Here is an 18,019-nt window from a genome sequence, read left to right as displayed (position 1 = left end):
TTCTCGTGGAACGCATCGACTTCACCGACCGGGTGGTCGTCGTCACCGGCGCCGGCCGTGCCCTCGGCCGTGCCTACGCACTCGACTTCGCCCGGCGCGGCGCCTCTGTCGTCGTCAATGACGTGGGTGCGGACGTCACCGGGAACAGCGCCGACACCGGCCCGGCCCAGCGGGTCGTCGAGGAGATCACGGCCACCGGCGGGACGGCCGTGGCCAGCACCGCGTCCGTCTCCGACCCGGAGGGCGGCGAAGCGATCGTCCGCACGGCCCTGGACCGGTTCGGGCGGATCGACGCACTCGTCAACAACGCCGGCATCCTGCGGGACAGGACCTTCGGAAAGCTCACGGACACCGAGATCGCCGGTGTGCTGGACGTGCACCTGCGCGGCGCCTTCAACGTGACCGTCCCGGCCTACCGCTCGATGCGGGAGCGCGGCTTCGGGCGGATCGTGATGACGACCTCGGCTGCGGGCCTCTTCGGCAACTTCGGCCAGGCGAACTACTCGGCGGCCAAGATGGCGCTGGTCGGCCTCGCGAACACGATCGCGATCGAGGGCGAGTCCCGGGACGTCCGGTGCAACACGGTCGCACCGATGGCCCGGACCCGGATGACCGCGGAGATCATGGGCGCTGCCGGCGCGGCGGTCGACCCCGAGCACGTCGTCCCGCTGGTGACGTACCTGTGCTCCCCCGCGAGCCACGTGACACAGCAGGTCTTCAGCGCCGGCGGCGGGAGGTTCGCCCGGGTCTTCGTTGGAGTGGGGCCGGGCTGGTACGGCGGTCCCGGACATCTGACCGCCGAGGACGTCGCCGGCCACCTGCCGGCCATCCAGCGCACCGACCCATTCCACCTGCCCCGCACCGCAGCAGAGGAAGCAGAGCTGCTCGCGCCGTACCTGGAAGGGCAGGGCGCCCGTGGCTGAGCTCCTCGAACCCCACGTCCGTTCCAAGCCCGACGCGATCGCGCTGATCGACGACAACGGCGCCCAGACCTGGGCGCAGACCAACGCCAGGGTCAACCGGCTGATCCACGTCCTCGACTCGCTCGGGTGCCGGCCGGGAGACCGCATCGCCCTGATGGCGCGCAACTCGCGCGAATGGTGGGAGACGACCCTTGCCGCGATCCACGCCGGGTTGATCAGCGTCCCGGTGAACTGGCACTGGCGGCACGAGGAACTCGCCTACGTGCTCGGCGACAGCGAGTCGCGGGTGCTGTTCGCCGGGGCCGAGCAGGTCGAGGTCGCCGAACGGGCATTGGCCGCTCTCGGACCGGCCGCGCCCAGGCTGATCGTCATCGGCAGCGACCACCGTCCCGGGGCGCTCGAATACGGCGCCGCACTCCGGACGGCACCGTCGACGGACCCCGAGGCGCCGTTCGGCACCCGGCCGATGATGTACACCTCGGGAACCACGGGGATGCCCAAAGGGGTGCTCCACAACGACGGGCTCAGCACCGCCGCCGAGTTCGCCGCGGGAGCGCGGGCCTTCCTCGACCTGATGTCGATGCGGCCGGGCACGACCACGCTGATCGCCGGACCGGCCTACCACTCCGCGCAGTGGTCGTTCGCGCTCCTGCCCCTGGTCACCGGATCGACGCTGGTCACACCGTCGCGGTGCTCCACGAAGTCCATCCTCGACCTTGTCGACGAGCACCGGGTCGGCAACGTCCACCTCGTGCCCACCCAGTTCGTCCGTCTCCTGCGGCTGCCCGAAGAGACCCGGGCGGTCTTCTCAGGGGCCTCGCTCTCGGTCGTCGCACACGGAGGTGCCCCGTGTGCACGCTCGGTGAAGCGCGAGATGGTCGAGTGGTGGGGCCCGGTGATCACCGAGTACTACGGCGGCACCGAGACCGGGCTGGTCACCCTGATCACCGCTGGGGAGTGGCTCGCCCACCCGGGGTCGGTGGGCCACGGCATCCCGGGCGTCGAGATACGGATCGTGGACGGCACGGGGGCCGAAGTGGCCGGGGGCACCACCGGCGTCATCTGGGCTCGCCGGCCGGGCAAGGACTTCGAGTACTTCAATGCACCCGACAAGACGCGCGATGCGCATGACACGGAAGGATTCGCGACCACCGGCGACATGGGCCACGTCACCGACGGTTTCCTCTACATCTCCGACCGGATGACAGACATGATCATCTCTGGGGGCGTCAACATATATCCGGCGGAGATCGAGAATGTGCTTCACGAGCATCCGCAGGTCGTCGATGTCGCCGTGGTCGGCGCGCCCGACGAGGAGTTCGGCGAGATCGTCGTGGCCTACGTGGTGGCCGAGGACCACGAAACCCCAGGACTGGAAGCGGCACTGGAAGCCGAACTGCAGGCGTACTGCCGGTCACGGCTGACCGGCTTCAAATGCCCACGCATCTTCCGATTCGCGGACGACCTGCCGAGGAACGCGACCGGCAAGCTGCTCAAGCGAAAGCTCCGCGACGCCTTGTGGGCAGACCACGACCAGCAGATATGACGAAGGGCCGATGATGACCGAACCGCACTACGAGTTTCTCACGGTGGGTTACGAGCCCGGGATCGCCACCGTGGCCTTGTCCCGGGGGCCGGTGAACGCCGTGCACCAGCCGATGTACCGGGAGATCGAGCACTTCTTCCGCCACGTCGACGCGGTCGGGTCCGACGTGCGGGCCGTCGTACTCTCGGGAACCGGACGCCACTTCTGCGCCGGCAACGACCTGGACGAGTTCTCCACCATGACCGCCGAGAACGCTCCCGGTCGGATGCGCCGGGTACGAGCCGCCTTCTTCGCGATCCAGGACTGCCCGGTACCGGTGATCGCAGCCGTCCACGGCAGCGCGCTGGGGACCGGCCTGGCCATCGCAGCATCGGCCGATCTCGTCGTCGCCGCCACCAACGCCCGCTTCGGCGTACCCGAGGTCTCCGTGGGAGTGATGGGTGCCGCTGCCCACCTCTCCCGCATGGTTCCGCAGCCCGTCGCACGCTGGGCGTACTTCTCGGCCGAGCCGATCCCGGCCGCGGAGATGTACCGCCTCGGCGCCGTCGTCGCGGTGACCGAGCCCGACGACCTCCTTGACGAGGCCCTGCACCGTGCCCGGCTCATCGCCCGGCACGGGCCGACCACATTGCGGTTCGCCAAGCATGCGATGAACGAGATCGAGTTCATGGAACTGCAAGAGGCATACCGCTTCGAGCAAAGCCTCACCTGCGAACTCGCGCCGTTGCCGGAGGCGCGAGAGGCGCTTGCGGCCACGCGCGCCTCGCGCGCGCCGGTCTTCACCGGGGGCGGACACTATGAACTTGACTGACACGATCGACAAGGGCTGGGCTCTCCACGCCGACCGGGTCTGCCTCCTCCCCGCAGACGGCAGCGACGCCTGGACCTATCGCGACGTCGGCGAGATGACCCACCGCATCGCGGTCGGTCTCAGTCGGCTGGGGGTGGGACACGGTGATCGCGTCGGTGTGCTGAGCGCGAACCATCCGCTCGCCTTCATCGCCATGCTGGCGGTGCTCCGCGCCGACGCGGTGTACGTGCCGCTGAATCCCAGCTCGACCGCGCACGAGCTCGGGCCGCTGATGGAGACGACGAGAACCCGGACCCTCCTCTACGATCCCGCGCTGATCTCGAAGATGGAGTCGCTGCGGGCGGCGGTCCCCCACGAAGTGCTCACGATCCGACTGCACCCCGGAGCGACCGACCACCCCGACCGCGTCCTCGACGAGATCCTCGCTCCTCCCGGCACCCGCGCGCCCGAGCCCAGCGCGGGCAGTGAGGATCCCGCCTGGATGGCCGGAACCGGAGGTACCACCGGTCAGCCGAAGGCGGTCGTCATCCCGCACCGGGCGCTGATGACGCAGACCTACGGTTTCCTGGCGCACCTTCCGGAGGCGCATCCGATCCAGCTCGCGGCCGCACCGCTCACGCACGCGGCCGGCGCCCTCACATTGCCGGTCCTCATGCAAGGCGGGACCACGGTGATCCACCGCGGGGTGGATGTCGCGACGATCATGGCCGACATCGAGAGGTACCAGATCACCCGGCTGTTTCTGCCCCCGACCGCGATCTACTCGATGCTCGCCCATCCCGAGCTGGAGCAGCACGACTTCTCCTCGCTGAAGTACTTCCTGTACGGCGCCGCGCCGATGTCCGCCGAGAAGCTGACCGAGGCCCGCAGGGCCTTCGGACCCGTGATGACCCAGTTCTTCGGACAGTCCGAAGTACCAATGCTTTGCACGCTCATGAGCCCGCAAGACCACGAGGAAGCGTTCGAAGACCCCGCCAAGGCAGGCCGCCTGGCCAGCGCCGGGCGCGAGTCTCTCGTCGCGCGCGTCGCCATTCTCGACCGCGACGGCCACCGACTGCCGCCTGGTGAGGTAGGCGAGATCGCGATCCGTTCGGACCTGCGGATGACCGGCTACCTCGACGCCCCTGGGGAGACGGCGAGCGTCGACCGGGGCAACGGCTGGCACGGCACCTCAGACCTCGGCCGGATGGATGAGGACGGCTTCGTCTACATCGTGGACCGCGCCCGCGACATGATCATCACCGGCGGGTTCAACGTGTATCCCAGTGAGGTCGAGCGGGTTCTGCTGTCCATGCCGCAGGTTCGCGACTGTGCTGTCATCGGTGTGCCTCACGATCACTGGGGAGAAGCCGTCACCGCATTCGTCGAACCCGTCGAACGGGCAGACGTCGACCCCGACGCGTTGGTCGCCGCCTGCAAGGAAGTGCTCGGCAGTGTCAAGGCGCCGAAGCGGGTCATCGTCCGAGAACTTCCAAAGAGCCCGGTCGGAAAGGTTCTCAAAAAGGAACTACGAGCCGAGTACTGGGCAGGTCGCGTCCGACAGGTCGGCGGCGCCGTGGAGTGAGGCGCCCCGGATCTCAGGGCTTCGGCTGGTCGCCGCTCAAGGCGGGTCCCGTCGAACCGCCAGGAAGGTGATGCAGCCCGCCATGCCGAGTCGATGCGGGCCGCATCACCGCGATCATGCGTCCTGTCCGGTGGGAGCACCGCGGAGCCGCCGGTCCGCAGATCGACGACGACGTGGACCTCCCAGTCCACCTCATGGGGGTGCTCGACGTCGTCATCACCCCTGTCGACCGTGACCACCAGGTGATGCTCGTCGATGAACCCGGCGCCGCCCGGGTCCCCGTCCGTCGAGATGTAGGGTTCGTCCAGTTCGCCGGCGTCCCGGACGAGGTCCTCGAGCGTGAAGATCGAGACGACCTCACCGTCCGGGTATCGATGCACCCGGACGTCCTGGTGACCACCCGCCTCCCCCGTGCTGACCATGACGGCCCCGCTGGACGACACGTCGCATATGGTGCGGCCTTCCCAGGGACCGTCGAACTCCTCGACGGTGAGCCTGCCGGCGGTCATCCGTCCGTGATGCCCGGAGGAACCGCGGTGGACTTCTCCTGCGGTGAGCAGGACGCTCCCGTCCGGATGGACCAGTGTGCGCCCAACTCCCACGACCTCCACCTGAGAACGCGCCAGGACGGCACCCGTCGCCGCGTCGAGGACGCACCACTCGTCCACGTTGGGGTGGGCGTCGTGTGCTCGCCGCCGGAAGGCCCGAAGGGCCCACACGTGGCCGGCGTTGTCGTAGGCGACGTTCATGAAGGTGTTGCCCGCCGGAGCGTCCGCGGGATGGAGGTCCCGCTCCCACACCACAGCGCCCGAGGTGTCGATGCAGCAGATGAGGCCACCATGCACGTGGTAGACGGCGGTGCCCAACTCGGGGGCGACGTCGAACTCCCCGCGCCGGTCGTGGTTCCTGTGCTCGTACCGCCTGGGGAAGGTCGCCTGGGAGACGAGCCGCCCACCGTCCGCCGGACTGCGGCTGAGATCGGCCGCCGCCAGAACCAGTTCGTCCTCCCGCCAAGCATGAACGACCATCCTCAACCACTCCTCACCACCGGCAACGGTCCCTCTGAGCCACCGGGTGGAGCCGACTCGCTCCGGCCCAGCGCCGCCGTCACGCTCAGCGGACCACGATCATCCCGTAACTCATCGCGTCCGGCGGGGCGGACCCAGGCTCAGCGCCTAAGGGGGGTTTAGGGGTTGAACCGGGTGCGGCGCCGACTGCACGATTGCCGCATATCCACGACACCGCGGAGGAAAGTCCCATGACGGAGCCGGCCGCCGGCAACGACACCTGGATTCGGCGTTTTCACCCGGCTTCCGAGGCCGCGACACGGCTGGTGTGCTTTCCGCACGCGGGCGGGTCGGCCACGTTCTATTTCCCCGTGTCGGCCACGCTGAGCCCCGGCGTGGAAGTGCTCACCGTGCAGTATCCCGGCCGCCAGGACCGGCGGAACGAACCGCCCATCGACGACATCCCTTCGCTGGCCGACGCGGTGTTCGAGGCATTGCGGCCGTGGCTCGCGGACCGGCCGGCGCTCTTCGGCCACAGCATGGGCTCGATCGTGGCCTTCGAGGTCGCGCGGCGGATGGAAGAGCACGGCACCCCGCCCCGTGTGCTGGTCGCCTCCGGCAGGCGCGCGCCATCGCGGTATCGCGGAGAGGGCGTGCACCTGCGCGACGACGATGGGGTCCTGGCGGAGCTCCGCAAACTCAGCGGCACCGACCCGCGGCTGCTGGCGGACGAGGAACTGCAGCGGATGGTGCTGCCGGCGATCCGCTCGGACTACCGGGCGATCGAGACGTACCGCCACCTCGCGGACGCTCCCCCACTGAGCTGCCCGATCACGGTCTTCGTCGGCGACGACGACTCCCAAGTCACGCTGGAGGAGGCCAAGGCGTGGCAGGAGCACACCGCCGGCGCGTTCGACCTCCAGCTCTTCGAGGGCGGTCACTTCTACCTGGCCGACAGGCCGGCGGCCACGATCGAGCGGCTGTCCGAGGTGCTGAGCGACCACGCTCAGCCCGGCGGCGACCACGCGCCGGCACGGTGACCTCCGCGGCGGATCCCGGTGGTCACCGCACTAGCGGCAGAGCTTGGCGAAACTCTCCTCGATCCTGGTCAGCTTGTCGGTGATGTGCCGCAGCCGCAGCGGAGCCTCGGCGTTCAAGGCCAGGTACTGCTCCTCCTCCGTCTCCCCGTACAGCTGGCCGGTCGCGGCCTTGAAGCGCAGCGCCCGCCGGTCGTCGCCGAGGTGGTGGCCGGCCAGGACGGCGACCCCGAACTCGTCGAGGAGCTGGCGTTGGAAGGAGTCGGAGTCGGTGATGCCGCGCCGCTCCAATGCCGCGCGCACCGGCTCGAAGTCGGGATAGACGTAGAAGCCGCCGGTCGGCGGGCGGCACGAGGCGCCCGCCGCGACCGCGCACCGGTACACCGCCCCCGCCACCGCCGCGTGCAGCCGGACGCTGGCGGCCAGGTGCTCGCGCAGCTCCACCGGTTCGGCGAAGGCGTAGGCCGCGACCTCCTGCATCGGCCCGGCCAGCGTGGACCAGACCTCGCTGGCGAACGAGGTGACCCCGTCCAGGACGTCGGCGCCCCACGCCCCGCCGGGGAAGCGGGCGACGCCGATGCGCCAGCCGCCGATGGCCAGGCTCTTGCTCAGCCCGGTGGTCACCACGGTGCGCTCGGGCAGCACCTCGGCGGGGCTCAGCATCGGCTGCGCCGGGTCGTGCAGCAGATCGCGGTAGATCTCGTCGGAGATCAGATAGAGGTCCTCCTCCGCGGCGATCGCGCAGACCTCCCGGATGAGCGCCGGCGGGGCGAGGGTGCCCGTCGGGTTGTCCGGCAGCGTGAGCACGACGATGCGGGGATCGTGGCCGGACGCGCGGGCCGCCCGGACGGTCTCGCGGAGCGCGGCGGGTTCGGGGACGCCGCCGCACTCGTCGGGGATCGCGACGCCGAAGGCGCGCTTGCCCGCGTAGGCGGCCTGCGGCGCGTAGGTGTTCCAGCAGGGCCGGGGCAGCAGCACATCGCCGGGGATGACCATGTTCAGCGCCATCAGCAGCGGCTTGCTGCCGGGTGCGACGGCGACGCGGTCCGCGGTGGTCGGTATGCGGCGCCGGGTGAAGTACCCGGCCGCGGCCTCCCGCACGGCCGCGCCGCCGGCCACCGACCCGTACATGCTGCGTTCGGCGCCGGACACCAGCCGCTCGACCAGTGGCCGGAACGGGGGGAGCCGCGCCTCGCCGAATCCCAGGTGGACGATGGACTCGCCGTCAGCCCGGCGCCGCGCCACGAGCTGGTTGAGGGCCAGGTTCGGCGACAGCCGTCGGCCGCTCATGCGGCCCCGGCCCCGAAACGCCTGACCAGCGTGGTCCGGTCGACCTTGCCGTGCGCGGTGACCGGGAGCTCGTTCAGGACGTGCAGGTCCTGCGGGACCATGTAGTCGGGCAGGGCCTCCATGCAGAACGCGCGCAGCTCCATCTTGTCGAAGGCCCGGGCTTCGGACTCCATGACGATGAACGCGGCGAGCGCGGACTCGTCGCAGCCGCGCGGTAGGAGGAGCGCCGCCGCGGCGGCGACGCCGGGGAACTCCAGCAGCCGACGCTCCACCTCGCCGAGTTCGACCCGGTTGCCCCGTATCTGCACCTGGGAGTCGGCCCGGCCGCAGAAGTACAGCTCGCCGAGCTCGCCCTTGTAGGCCACGTCGCCGGAACGGAGCACGAGCTGCCCCGACCGAGGGCTGAGCGGATCGGGCACCAGCGCGGCGCGCGTGGCCTCGGGGTCGGCCCAGTAGCCGGTGAACAGCGCGGGGCTGCGCAGGTGGATCTCCCCGGCGACGCCCGGCTGCTCGATCGGCCGCCCCGCGTCGTCGATGAGGAGCATCTCCGCGCCGGGATGGGCGAAGCCGATGGACAGCCGCCGCAGGTCGTCCGGGATGGGGTCGGGCACTTCGGTGAACGAGCAGGCCATCGACTCGGTCGCGCCGTAGCAGTTGATGATCCGGGTCCCGGGCCGCAGCCGCTGCAGGTGCCGCAGCTCCGGCAGCGGGAACTCCTCGCCGCAGAACAGGATGCCGCGCAGGTCCGCCAGCCCGGCCAGCAGCTCCGGCTCGTGCCGCAGCACCGGCCGCCAGATCGACGGGACGCCGTCGACGTGGGTGACCTCCGCGTCCTGGAGGACGCGCATGAAGCGGCGGGGCCAGCGCAGCCGGTCCCGGGGGACGGGGATGAGGGCGGCGCCGCTGCCCAGCGCCAACCCGATGTCCAGCAGGGAGAAGTCGAACTGGAGCGGCGAGGTGCTGGCGACGCGGTCGGTGGCGTCGACGATCCCTTGCCGCACCATGGCCCGGTAGAACGAGGTCACCCCGCGGTGGCTCATGACCACGCCCTTGGGGCGGCCGGTGGTCCCGGACGTGAAGATGATGTACGCCGGGTCGGTGACGGCGGCCTCGCGCCGATGCCGGACCCGGCGGGCCGGCGCCCGCTCCACCTGGAGGCCGTCCACCCCGAACCGGGCGGTGCCGACCGGTGCCGGGACACCGTCGCGACCGCCTCCGGCGGCCTGCAGGTGCAGGGCGGGCTCGGTGCTCTCGATGATCGCGTTCAGCCGCTTGGCCGGTGATTCGGGGCTCACCGGGACGAACGTCAGCCCGAGCGCCGAGCAGGCCAGGAACACGGCGATCGCGTGGGCCGTGGTGTCGGACTCCAGGACGACCCGGTCGCCGACGTCCATGCCCAGCTCGTCGAGCGCGCCGGTGTAGTCGTGGACCTGCCGCTCCAGCCAGCGGTAGGTGAACGTGTCCGGCCGGTCGCCGGTGAGCTCGATCACGGCCGGGGCGTCCGGCGTCGACCGTCCCGCCGCCAGCATGAACTCGTGCAGGAACTCGCCTGCGGTGTGGGTGGCAGCGTAGCTTTCTCGGTTCAGCGTCATGCATGTTCCCCGGTGACTCGACATCGCGCGGCAGGGATGATCGGGCGGATTCGCCGGGCCGGACGGCCGGGTCAGATCAGATCAGCTTGGCGAGCGCCGCCCAGAGCACACCGGGGCTGGCGAAGGTCTCCAAGGTCAGCGCGTCGTCGGTGAAGCGCACGGAATATGCGCTCTCGATCGAGGCCAGCAGTTCGGTGGTGCCGATCGAATCAAGACCGTATTCACGCAGTTCGGTGTCCGCCGCCAACGGCTCGTCGGCCGGCAAGAACGGCAGATATTTTCGCACCAGCATTTCGAAGTGCTCGTCCCACATATCAGCTCCCCTGTACGAGACAAGTGGCGGCCGCCACCGGCCCGCGTAGCGGTCAACCTACGCGGAGGCCACCACCCGAACAACCCTTATCGCCCCTTTACCGGAGCGCCGAGATCCCCCCGTCCGTGCCGCCGAAGCCTTGACCAGAGCCACTTGAGGGAATCATCCGATAGGGGGGAATAGGGGTAGAGCGGCCTTCCGCCGTGTTCTACCCTCGGGCCAAGGTGTCGCGTGCATCGGGCAGATGCGGTGTCTTATCGAGGCCATCCGGATCGAGGCCCAGCCGGCGCCCTCTTTTCTTGCGGACGAGACTATTCGGAGTGCACGATGGGCGAGTCCAGAGAATTCGGTTCTGGAATAGCGGATGGCGCGGCGGATGACGGATTCGCTCATCATGGCGGCTTGGCCGACCGGTTGGCGGGGCTGCCGGCGTCCGAGCAGGGCGACGTGCTGCTCGAACTGGTGTGCGCCCAGGTGGCCGGCGTATTGCGGAAGATGCAGCCGGAGATCTCGGCCGCGATCGGCGCCGACCTTCCGTTCTGGGAGCTGGGTTTCGACTCGCTGGCCGCCGTGGACCTGCATGCCCGGCTGGTGCGCGCGACGGGCCTGGAACTGCCGGTCACCCTCGCCTTCGACTATCCGACGCCCCGCGTGCTCGCCGCCCATCTCCAGGCCGAGGTCCTCGGTCTGGAGACCGAGGCACCCGCGCCCGTGCAACCGGCCGGAACCGCCGACGAGCCGATCGCGATCGTCGGGATAGGCTGCCGCTTCCCCGGCGGGGCGGCCTCACCGGATGGGCTTTGGGACCTGGTCGCCGGTGAGCGCCATGTTCTCTCGCCGTTCCCGACGGACCGTGGCTGGGACGTCGAAGGACTGTACGACCCCGACCCGGGCAAGGCTGGCAGGACCTACGTCCGAGCGGGCGGTTTCCTGGACGACGCCGGGCACTTCGACGCGGGCTTCTTCGGCATCGGGCCGCGCGAGGCGTCGGCGATGGACCCGCAGCAGCGGCTGGTGCTGGAGACCTCTTGGGAGGCGATCGAGCACACCGGTATCGACCCGCTGTCACTGAAGGGCAGCCGGGCCGGTGTGTTCATCGCGGCGGAACCGCACGACTACGGCGTACGGCTGCATGAGGCGCCGGACGGGCTCGACGGCTATCTGCTGACGGGCAACTCCCCCAGCGTCGTGTCGGGCCGCATCGCCTACTCGCTCGGCCTGGAGGGACCGACGCTGACGGTCGACACCGCGTGCTCGGGTTCGCTGGTGGCGCTGCACCTGGCCTGCCAGTCGCTGCGGCAGGGCGAGTGCACGCTCGCGCTGGCCGGTGGTGTGGCCGTGATGGGCAGCCCCGGGGTGTTCACCGCCTTCAGCCGGCAGCGCGGACTCGCGCCGGACGGGCGGTGCAAGCCGTTCGCGGCGGCGGCCGACGGGACGGGATGGGCCGAGGGCGCCGGCGTGCTCGCGCTGGAGCGGCTGTCGGACGCGCGGCGGCACGGCCGCCGGATCCTGGCGGTGGTGCGGGGGTCGGCGGTCAACCAGGACGGGGCGTCCAACGGGCTGACGGCACCGAACGGGCCGTCGCAGCAGCGGGTGGTCCTGCAGGCGCTGGCGAACGCGCGGGTCGCCGCCGATCAGGTCGACGCCGTGGAGGCGCACGGCACGGGGACGGCGCTGGGCGACCCCATCGAGGCGCAGGCGCTGATCGCCACGTACGGCAAGGACCGCCCGGCGGAGCGGCCGCTGTGGCTGGGTTCGCTGAAGTCCAACATCGGCCACCCCCAGGCCGCCGCCGGAGCGGCCGGGGTGATCAAGATGGTGATGGCTCTCCGGCACGGGATCCTGCCCAGGACGCTGCACGTGGACGAGCCGACCCGGCATGTCGACTGGTCGGCGGGGACCGTGCGGCTGCTGACCGAGACCCGGCCGTGGCAGCGCGACGAGCGGCCGCGGCGGGCGGGTGTGTCCTCGTTCGGTGTCAGCGGCACCAACGCCCACGTGATCGTGGAGGAGGCGCCGGTCCCGGACGGGGAACCGGCCCGCCCCGGTGAACCGGGCGAACCCGCGGAGCGGCCGGACCACGGGGTCCTGCCGTTCGTCCTGTCGGCCAAGACGAAGCCGGCGCTGGGCGAGCAGGCGCGGCGGCTCACGTCCTTCCTGGACGAGGGCGGCCTGGTGGACGTCGCGTACTCGCTGGCCACGACCCGTGCGGCGCTGGAGCACCGCGCCGTCGTCCTGGCCGCGGACCGCGCGGAGCTGGTCCGGGGCCTGGAGGCCCTGGCCGCCGACCCCGACACCCCGCGCGCGGTACGGGGTGTGCCCGGGACCGGGAAGCTGGCGCTGCTGTTCTCCGGCCAGGGCAGCCAGCGGCCGGGAATGGGCCGGGACCTGTACGCGGCGCACCCGGCGTTCGCCGAGGCGTTCGACGAGGCCACCGGTTACCTGGACCTGCAGATGGATCAGCCATTGCGCGAGGTCATGTGGGCCGAGCCCGGCACGGCCGCGGCGGCGCTGCTCGATCAGACCGCCTACGCCCAGGCCGGGCTTTTCGCCTTCCAGACCGCGTTGTGGCGGCTGCTGCAGTCGTGGGGCATCGTCCCGGACCATGTCGCCGGGCACTCGCTGGGCGAACTGTCGGCCGCGCACGCCGCCGGCGTCCTGTCCCTCGAAGACGCCGCCGCGCTGGTCGCCGCCCGCGGGCGGCTGATGCAGGCCCTCCCCGCGGGCGGCGCGATGATCGCCGTCGACGCCCCCGAGCACGAGGTGCGCCCCCATCTGACGGATCAGGTGGACATCGCGGCCGTCAACGGCCCGCGCAGCACCGTCGTCTCAGGACCCGAAGCCGCCGTGCAGGCCATCGCCGCACGTTTCGAGACCACCACCCGGCTCCGGGTCTCCCACGCGTTCCACTCCCCTCTGATGGAACCGATGCTCACGGAGTTCGGACGCATCGCCCAGGTGCTGACGTACGAGCCGCCCGCCATCCCGCTGATCTCCAACCTCACCGGCGCACCGGTCACCGCCGAGGAGATCTGCAACCCCGGCTACTGGGTCCGGCACGTCCGTGAGACGGTCCGCTTCAACGACGCCGTCCAGACCCTGGACAGCGAGAACGTCACCACTCTCCTGGAGATCGGGCCCGACGGCGTCCTGACGTCCATGGCGCGCCAGTGCCTTCCGGAGGACACCGGCACCGTCGCCGTTCCCGCTTCGCGGCGCGACCGGCCGGAACAGCCCGAGCTGATGTCCGCCATCGCCCAGGCCCACGTCCGCGGCGTCTCCCCGGCCTGGCCGGAGGTCTTCGCCGACCTGAAGCCCCGGCGGGTCGAGCTGCCGACGTACGCGTTCCAGCGCAAGCACTACTGGCTCGACGCGAAGGCCGAAGCGGGCGACGCCTCCGGGCTGGGCCAGATGCCGACCGACCATCCGCTGCTGGACGCCGCGGTCCCGCTGCCGGGGTCGGGCGGGCTGGTGTGCACCGGCCGGTTGTCGCTGCAGCGGCAGCCGTGGCTCGCCGACCACATGATCCTCGGTACCGTGCCGCTGCCCGGTACCGCGTTCGTGGAGCTGGCCCTGCACGCGGGCGAGCGGACCGGCTGCCCGACCATCGAAGAGCTCACCATCGAGGCGCCGCTGGTCGTGCCGGAACGCGGCGGCATCGCCCTCCAGGTGCTGGTGGAGGGTCCGGACGAGGCTGGACGCCGCCCGGTGGAGATACATTCCCGGCCCGAGAACACGCCGCACGGGACGTCGTGGACCCGTCACGCCACCGGCGTGCTGACCACCGCGGCACCGGCACCCGCCGCGCCGCGGTCCGCGCAGCAGTGGCCGCCGCCGCAGGCCGAGCCGATCGACGTCACCGACCTGTACGACACGCTCGCCGGGCAGGGGTACGGCTACGGCCCGGCGTTCCGGGCGGTACGGGCCGCCTGGCGGCACGAGGGCGACGTCCTCGCCGAGGTCGCGCTCACCGACTCCGCCGACGGCACGGCGTTCGGGCTGCACCCCGCGCTGCTCGACGCGGCGCTGCACACCACCGACTTCCTCACCCTGGACACGGTCGACGACGACGCCGGGACGCTCGTCCCGTTCGCCTGGTCCGGGGTGTCCCTGCACGCGCTGGGGGCGGCGGCGGTACGCGTCCGGATCTCACCGGCCGGTGCGGACACCGTTTCGCTGGAGATCTCCGACCGGCTCGGAGCCCCGGTCGCTTCGGCCGAGTCCCTGGCGCTGCGGCCGGTCTCGGCGGAGCAGCTCGACGCCTCCGCCGGTACGGATCACCTGCCCCTGCACCAGGTCGAGTGGCGGCCGCTGAACTCCGCGGCGGCCACCCGGGTCGACCGGCCGGTCGTCGCGGGCCTCTACGGGCCGTCCGCCGCCCCCGAGGCGGGGGACGTCGTGCTGGTGGACTGCACCGCGCCCTCGGACGGGCCGGAGGCGGTGCCGGACCGCCTGCGGTCGGCCACCCACCGGCTGCTGGAAGTGCTGCAGACCTGGCTGGACGACGACCGGTTCGCCACGTCGCGCCTGGTCGTGGTCACCCGTGCCGCGATGCCCGTCACCGACGGTGAGATCCCCGACCCGGTGAGCGCCGCGCTGTGGGGTCTGGCCAGATCAGCGCAGGCGGAGCACCCCGGCCGGATCGTCCTGGCCGATGTCGACGCCGGCGCCGAGATCGGCGCCGGCGAGCAGGCCGGATGGCTGGCGCGGGCCCTCGGATCGGGCGAGCCCGAGCTGGCGCTGCGCGGCGACCGGCTGTGGATCCCGCGCCTGGCGCCGATCACCTCCGCGTCCGCCGTGCGGCCGCCCTGGGATCCTGCCGGCACCGTGCTGATCACCGGTGGGACCGGCGGCCTGGGCGGCCTGGTCGCCCGCCATCTGGTGACCGGACACGACGTCCGGCACCTGCTCCTCGTCAGCCGCCGCGGGCCCGCCGCCGACGGCGCGGCCGAACTGGTGGCGGAACTGACCGGGCTGGGCGCCGAGGTCCGCGTAGCGGCCTGCGACGTGTCCGACCGCGACTCCCTCGCCGAACTGCTCGACCGGATCCCCGCCGAGCACCCGCTGCGGACCGTGGTGCACACGGCCGCGGTGCTGGACGACGGCGTGATCTCCTCGCTCGCCCCGGAGCGCCTGGACACCGTTCTGCGGCCCAAGGCCGACGCGGCCTGGCACCTGCACGAGCTGACCCGCGATCTGGATCTGTCGGCGTTCGTGCTGTTCTCCTCCTCCGCCGGGCTCATGGACGCACCCGGGCAGGGCGGATACGCCGCCGCCAACACCTTCCTGGACGCGCTTGCCCAGCACCGGCACGCGCACGGGCTGGCGGCCCGGTCGTTGGTGTGGGGCCTGTGGACCGGCGGCGGCGGTATGGGCGACCGGCTCAGCACACTGGACCTGCAGCGGATCGGCCGCCAGGGACTGCCCGCGCTCACCGTCGCGGAGAACCTCGCGCAGCTGGACCGGGCGCTGGTCACGCCACGGCCGGTCGTGGCGCCACTGCGCATAGACCCGGCACCGCTGCGCGAGCGAGCAGACGGAGTCCCGGCGCTGCTGAGGGGGCTGGTGCCCGGGCCGCACCGGCACGCGGCGCGAGCGGGCGATGCGGCCGATCACCGTTCCTCCTTCGTCCAGCGGCTCGCCGGCCTGCCCGAGGCCGAGCGTGACCGTACCGTCCTCGACCTCGTGAACGCCCGCGTCGCCGCCGTCCTCTGGCACGACGAGCCGGGGGCGATCGAACCCGACCGCGCATTCAACGAGATCGGCTTCGACTCGCTCGCGGCGATCGAGCTGCGCAACCAGCTGAACACCGCGACCGGCCTACGGCTGCCCGCGACGCTGATCTTCGACCATCCGACGCCGCGCGCGCTGGCCCGGCACGTCCGTACCAGGCTGCTGAGCACGGCGGCGGCGGACACCGCACCGCCGCGGGTGACCGCGGCGCCCGCCGACGAGCCGCTCGCGATCATCGGCATGAGCTGCCGCTATCCGGGCGCCGTGACATCTCCCGAGGAGCTGTGGCGGCTCGTGGCCGGGGGCGAGGACGGCATCTCGGCCTTCCCCGGCGACCGAGGCTGGGACGTCGAGGGACTCTACGCCCCCGAAGCCGGGACACCCGGCAAGAGCGCGACCCGCGAGGGCGGGTTCCTGTACGACGCGGCGGATTTCGATCCCGGGTTCTTCGGGATCAGCCCGCGTGAGGCGCTGGCGATGGACCCGCAGCAGCGGTTGCTGCTGGAGACATCCTGGGAGGCCTTCGAACGGGCGGGTATCGACCCGCAGTCGGTGCGGGGCTCACAGACCGGCGTGTTCGCCGGAGTCATGTACCACGACTGGGGTGCCCGCCTGGGTGGCCAGGCGCCCCTCGACGTGGCGGGATATCTCGGCACGGGTGCGCTGGCCAGCGTCGTGTCCGGCCGCATCGCATACTCCCTGGGCTTGGAAGGGCCCGCGGTCACGGTCGACACGGCGTGCTCGTCGTCCCTCGTGGCCATGCACTGGGCCGGCCAGGCGCTGCTGCGCGGCGACTGCTCGCTGGCGCTGGCGGGCGGTGTCACGGTGATGGCGACGCCGGACACGTTCTTGGACTTCAACCTGCAGCGCGGGCTAGCGCCGGATGGCCGGTGCAAGTCGTTTGCGGCGTCGGCCGATGGGGTCGGGTGGTCTGAGGGTGTCGGCGTTGTGCTGCTGGAGCGGTTGTCGGACGCTGAGCGTAACGGTCATCGGGTGCTGGCGGTGGTGCGTGGGTCGGCGGTGAATCAGGACGGTGCTTCCAATGGCTTGACCGCGCCCAACGGGCCGTCACAGCAGCGGGTGATCGCGCAGGCGCTGGCCGGGGCGGGGCTCAGTCCCGATGACATCGATGCCGTTGAGGCGCACGGCACCGGCACCACTTTGGGCGACCCCATCGAAGCCCAGGCGTTGATCGCCGCCTACGGCGAGGACCGGCCCGAGGGTCGGCCGCTGTGGCTGGGGTCGTTGAAGTCGAACATCGGTCATGCTCAGGCGGCTGCGGGTGTGGCGGGTGTGATCAAGATGGTCATGGCCATGCAGGCGGAGACGTTGCCCCGGACGTTGCATGTGGATGAGCCCAGTCCGCACGTGGACTGGTCGGGTGGGGCGGTGCGGTTGCTGACCGAGCCGCAGCCCTGGGAGCCCAACAGGCATCCGCGGCGGGCCGGTGTCTCCTCGTTCGGGATCAGCGGCACCAACGCCCACGTCATCCTCGAAGAAGCACCCGTTGCGCACTCCGCCTCTGAGCCTGAGCTGCGGGTTGAGTTGCCGGTGGTGCCGTGGGTGCTCTCGGCCAAGTCCGAGGCCGGGCTGCACGCCCAGGCGCGGCGGCTGGCCGGGCATGTGGCGGACCGTGAGTGGGACCCGGCCGATGTGGGGTTCTCGCTGGCCACCGGACGCGCTCATCTGGAGCACCGTGCAGCAGTCCTGGGCGCCGACCGCGACGAACTCCTGGCCGGGTTGGACGGTGTCACTGGCCGTTCGGTTGTTGGTGGGCGGTTGGCGGTGGTGTTCTCCGGTCAGGGCAGCCAGCGCATCGGCATGGGCCGAGACCTGTACGCCGCGTTCCCGGTGTTCGCCGACGCCTTCGACGAAGTCATGACTCACTTCCCCGAACTGCTCCGCCAGGTCATGTGGAACGACGGTCAAGATGACGGTGGGTTGGGGCAGACGGGGTGGGCGCAGCCGGCGTTGTTCGCGGTCGAGGTGGCGTTGTTCCGGTTGCTGGAAGCATGGGGGGTGCGGCCGGACTACCTGGCCGGGCACTCCATCGGGGAGTTGGCCGCGGCACACGTCGCCGGGGTGTGGTCGCTGGCGGATGCGGCGGTGCTGGTGGCGGCGCGGGGCCGGTTGATGCAGGCCCTGCCCACGGGTGGGGCGATGACGGCGATCCGCGCCACCGAAACCCAGGTTCAGGCCCATC

Annotated in this window: 10 protein-coding genes; 7 read left to right on the top strand and 3 right to left on the bottom strand. The window is 71.3% G+C overall.

All coding sequences use genetic code 11. The features are described from left to right. The first annotated feature begins 5 nt into the window (after positions 1–5). The 6 genes from E1285_RS10755 to E1285_RS10735 all read left to right on the top strand — a co-directional run bounded on the left by E1285_RS10755 (position 6) and on the right by E1285_RS10735 (position 6,891). On the top strand, positions 6–923 hold the full coding sequence (locus tag E1285_RS10755) for an SDR family NAD(P)-dependent oxidoreductase (RefSeq protein WP_207946522.1): 918 nt from the start codon (positions 6–8) through the stop codon (positions 921–923). Then, positions 916–2,469, top strand: coding sequence for an AMP-binding protein (locus E1285_RS10750; protein WP_132150709.1), 1,554 nt, complete (start codon positions 916–918; stop codon positions 2,467–2,469). Before E1285_RS10755 ends, E1285_RS10750 begins: the two co-directional genes overlap by 8 nt. 10 nt (positions 2,470–2,479) lie before the next feature. Beyond that, entirely contained in the window at positions 2,480–3,280 is an 801-nt protein-coding gene (locus E1285_RS10745; RefSeq protein WP_132150707.1) for an enoyl-CoA hydratase-related protein, read from the top strand. Next, a complete protein-coding gene (locus E1285_RS10740) occupies positions 3,273–4,844 on the top strand; it encodes an AMP-binding protein (RefSeq protein ID WP_165966547.1) in 1,572 nt (523 codons plus the stop codon). Before E1285_RS10745 ends, E1285_RS10740 begins: the two co-directional genes overlap by 8 nt. Positions 4,845–4,960: 116 nt before the next feature. Continuing rightward, the gene (locus E1285_RS45470; protein ID WP_165966546.1) at positions 4,961–6,034 is read left to right on the top strand and encodes a hypothetical protein; all 1,074 of its coding nucleotides are present in this window, start codon (positions 4,961–4,963) and stop codon (positions 6,032–6,034) included. Positions 6,035–6,102: 68 nt separating this feature from the next. Beyond that, positions 6,103–6,891 carry an alpha/beta fold hydrolase gene (locus tag E1285_RS10735; RefSeq protein WP_132150703.1) on the top strand — a complete coding sequence of 263 codons (789 nt, stop codon included), beginning with the start codon at positions 6,103–6,105 and terminating at the stop codon, positions 6,889–6,891. Between the two features lie 30 nt (positions 6,892–6,921). On the opposite strand, the gene E1285_RS10730 is transcribed toward E1285_RS10735, so the two are convergent. The 3 genes from E1285_RS10730 to E1285_RS10720 form a co-directional block, all read right to left on the bottom strand. Continuing rightward, a complete protein-coding gene (locus E1285_RS10730; RefSeq protein WP_132150701.1) occupies positions 6,922–8,178 on the bottom strand; it encodes a pyridoxal phosphate-dependent aminotransferase in 1,257 nt (418 codons plus the stop codon). After that, a complete protein-coding gene (locus E1285_RS10725) occupies positions 8,175–9,770 on the bottom strand; it encodes an AMP-binding protein (RefSeq protein ID WP_132150699.1) in 1,596 nt (531 codons plus the stop codon). Before E1285_RS10725 ends, E1285_RS10730 begins: the two co-directional genes overlap by 4 nt. Positions 9,771–9,846: 76 nt before the next feature. Next, the gene (locus E1285_RS10720; protein ID WP_132150697.1) at positions 9,847–10,083 is read right to left on the bottom strand and encodes an acyl carrier protein; all 237 of its coding nucleotides are present in this window, start codon (positions 10,081–10,083) and stop codon (positions 9,847–9,849) included. Between the two features lie 402 nt (positions 10,084–10,485). On the opposite strand from E1285_RS10720, the gene E1285_RS47245 reads away from it, so the two are divergent. Continuing rightward, the coding region (locus E1285_RS47245; RefSeq protein ID WP_279510046.1) for a type I polyketide synthase at positions 10,486–18,019 on the top strand (7,534 nt) is incomplete at its 3' end.

Source organism: Actinomadura sp. 7K507 (assembly GCF_004348425.1).
In the GTDB taxonomy this organism is placed as follows: Bacteria; Actinomycetota; Actinomycetes; order Streptosporangiales; family Streptosporangiaceae; genus Spirillospora.
The sequence above is the reverse complement of the archived record's forward strand: the minus strand, read 5'-3'. Positions and strand labels throughout refer to the sequence as shown.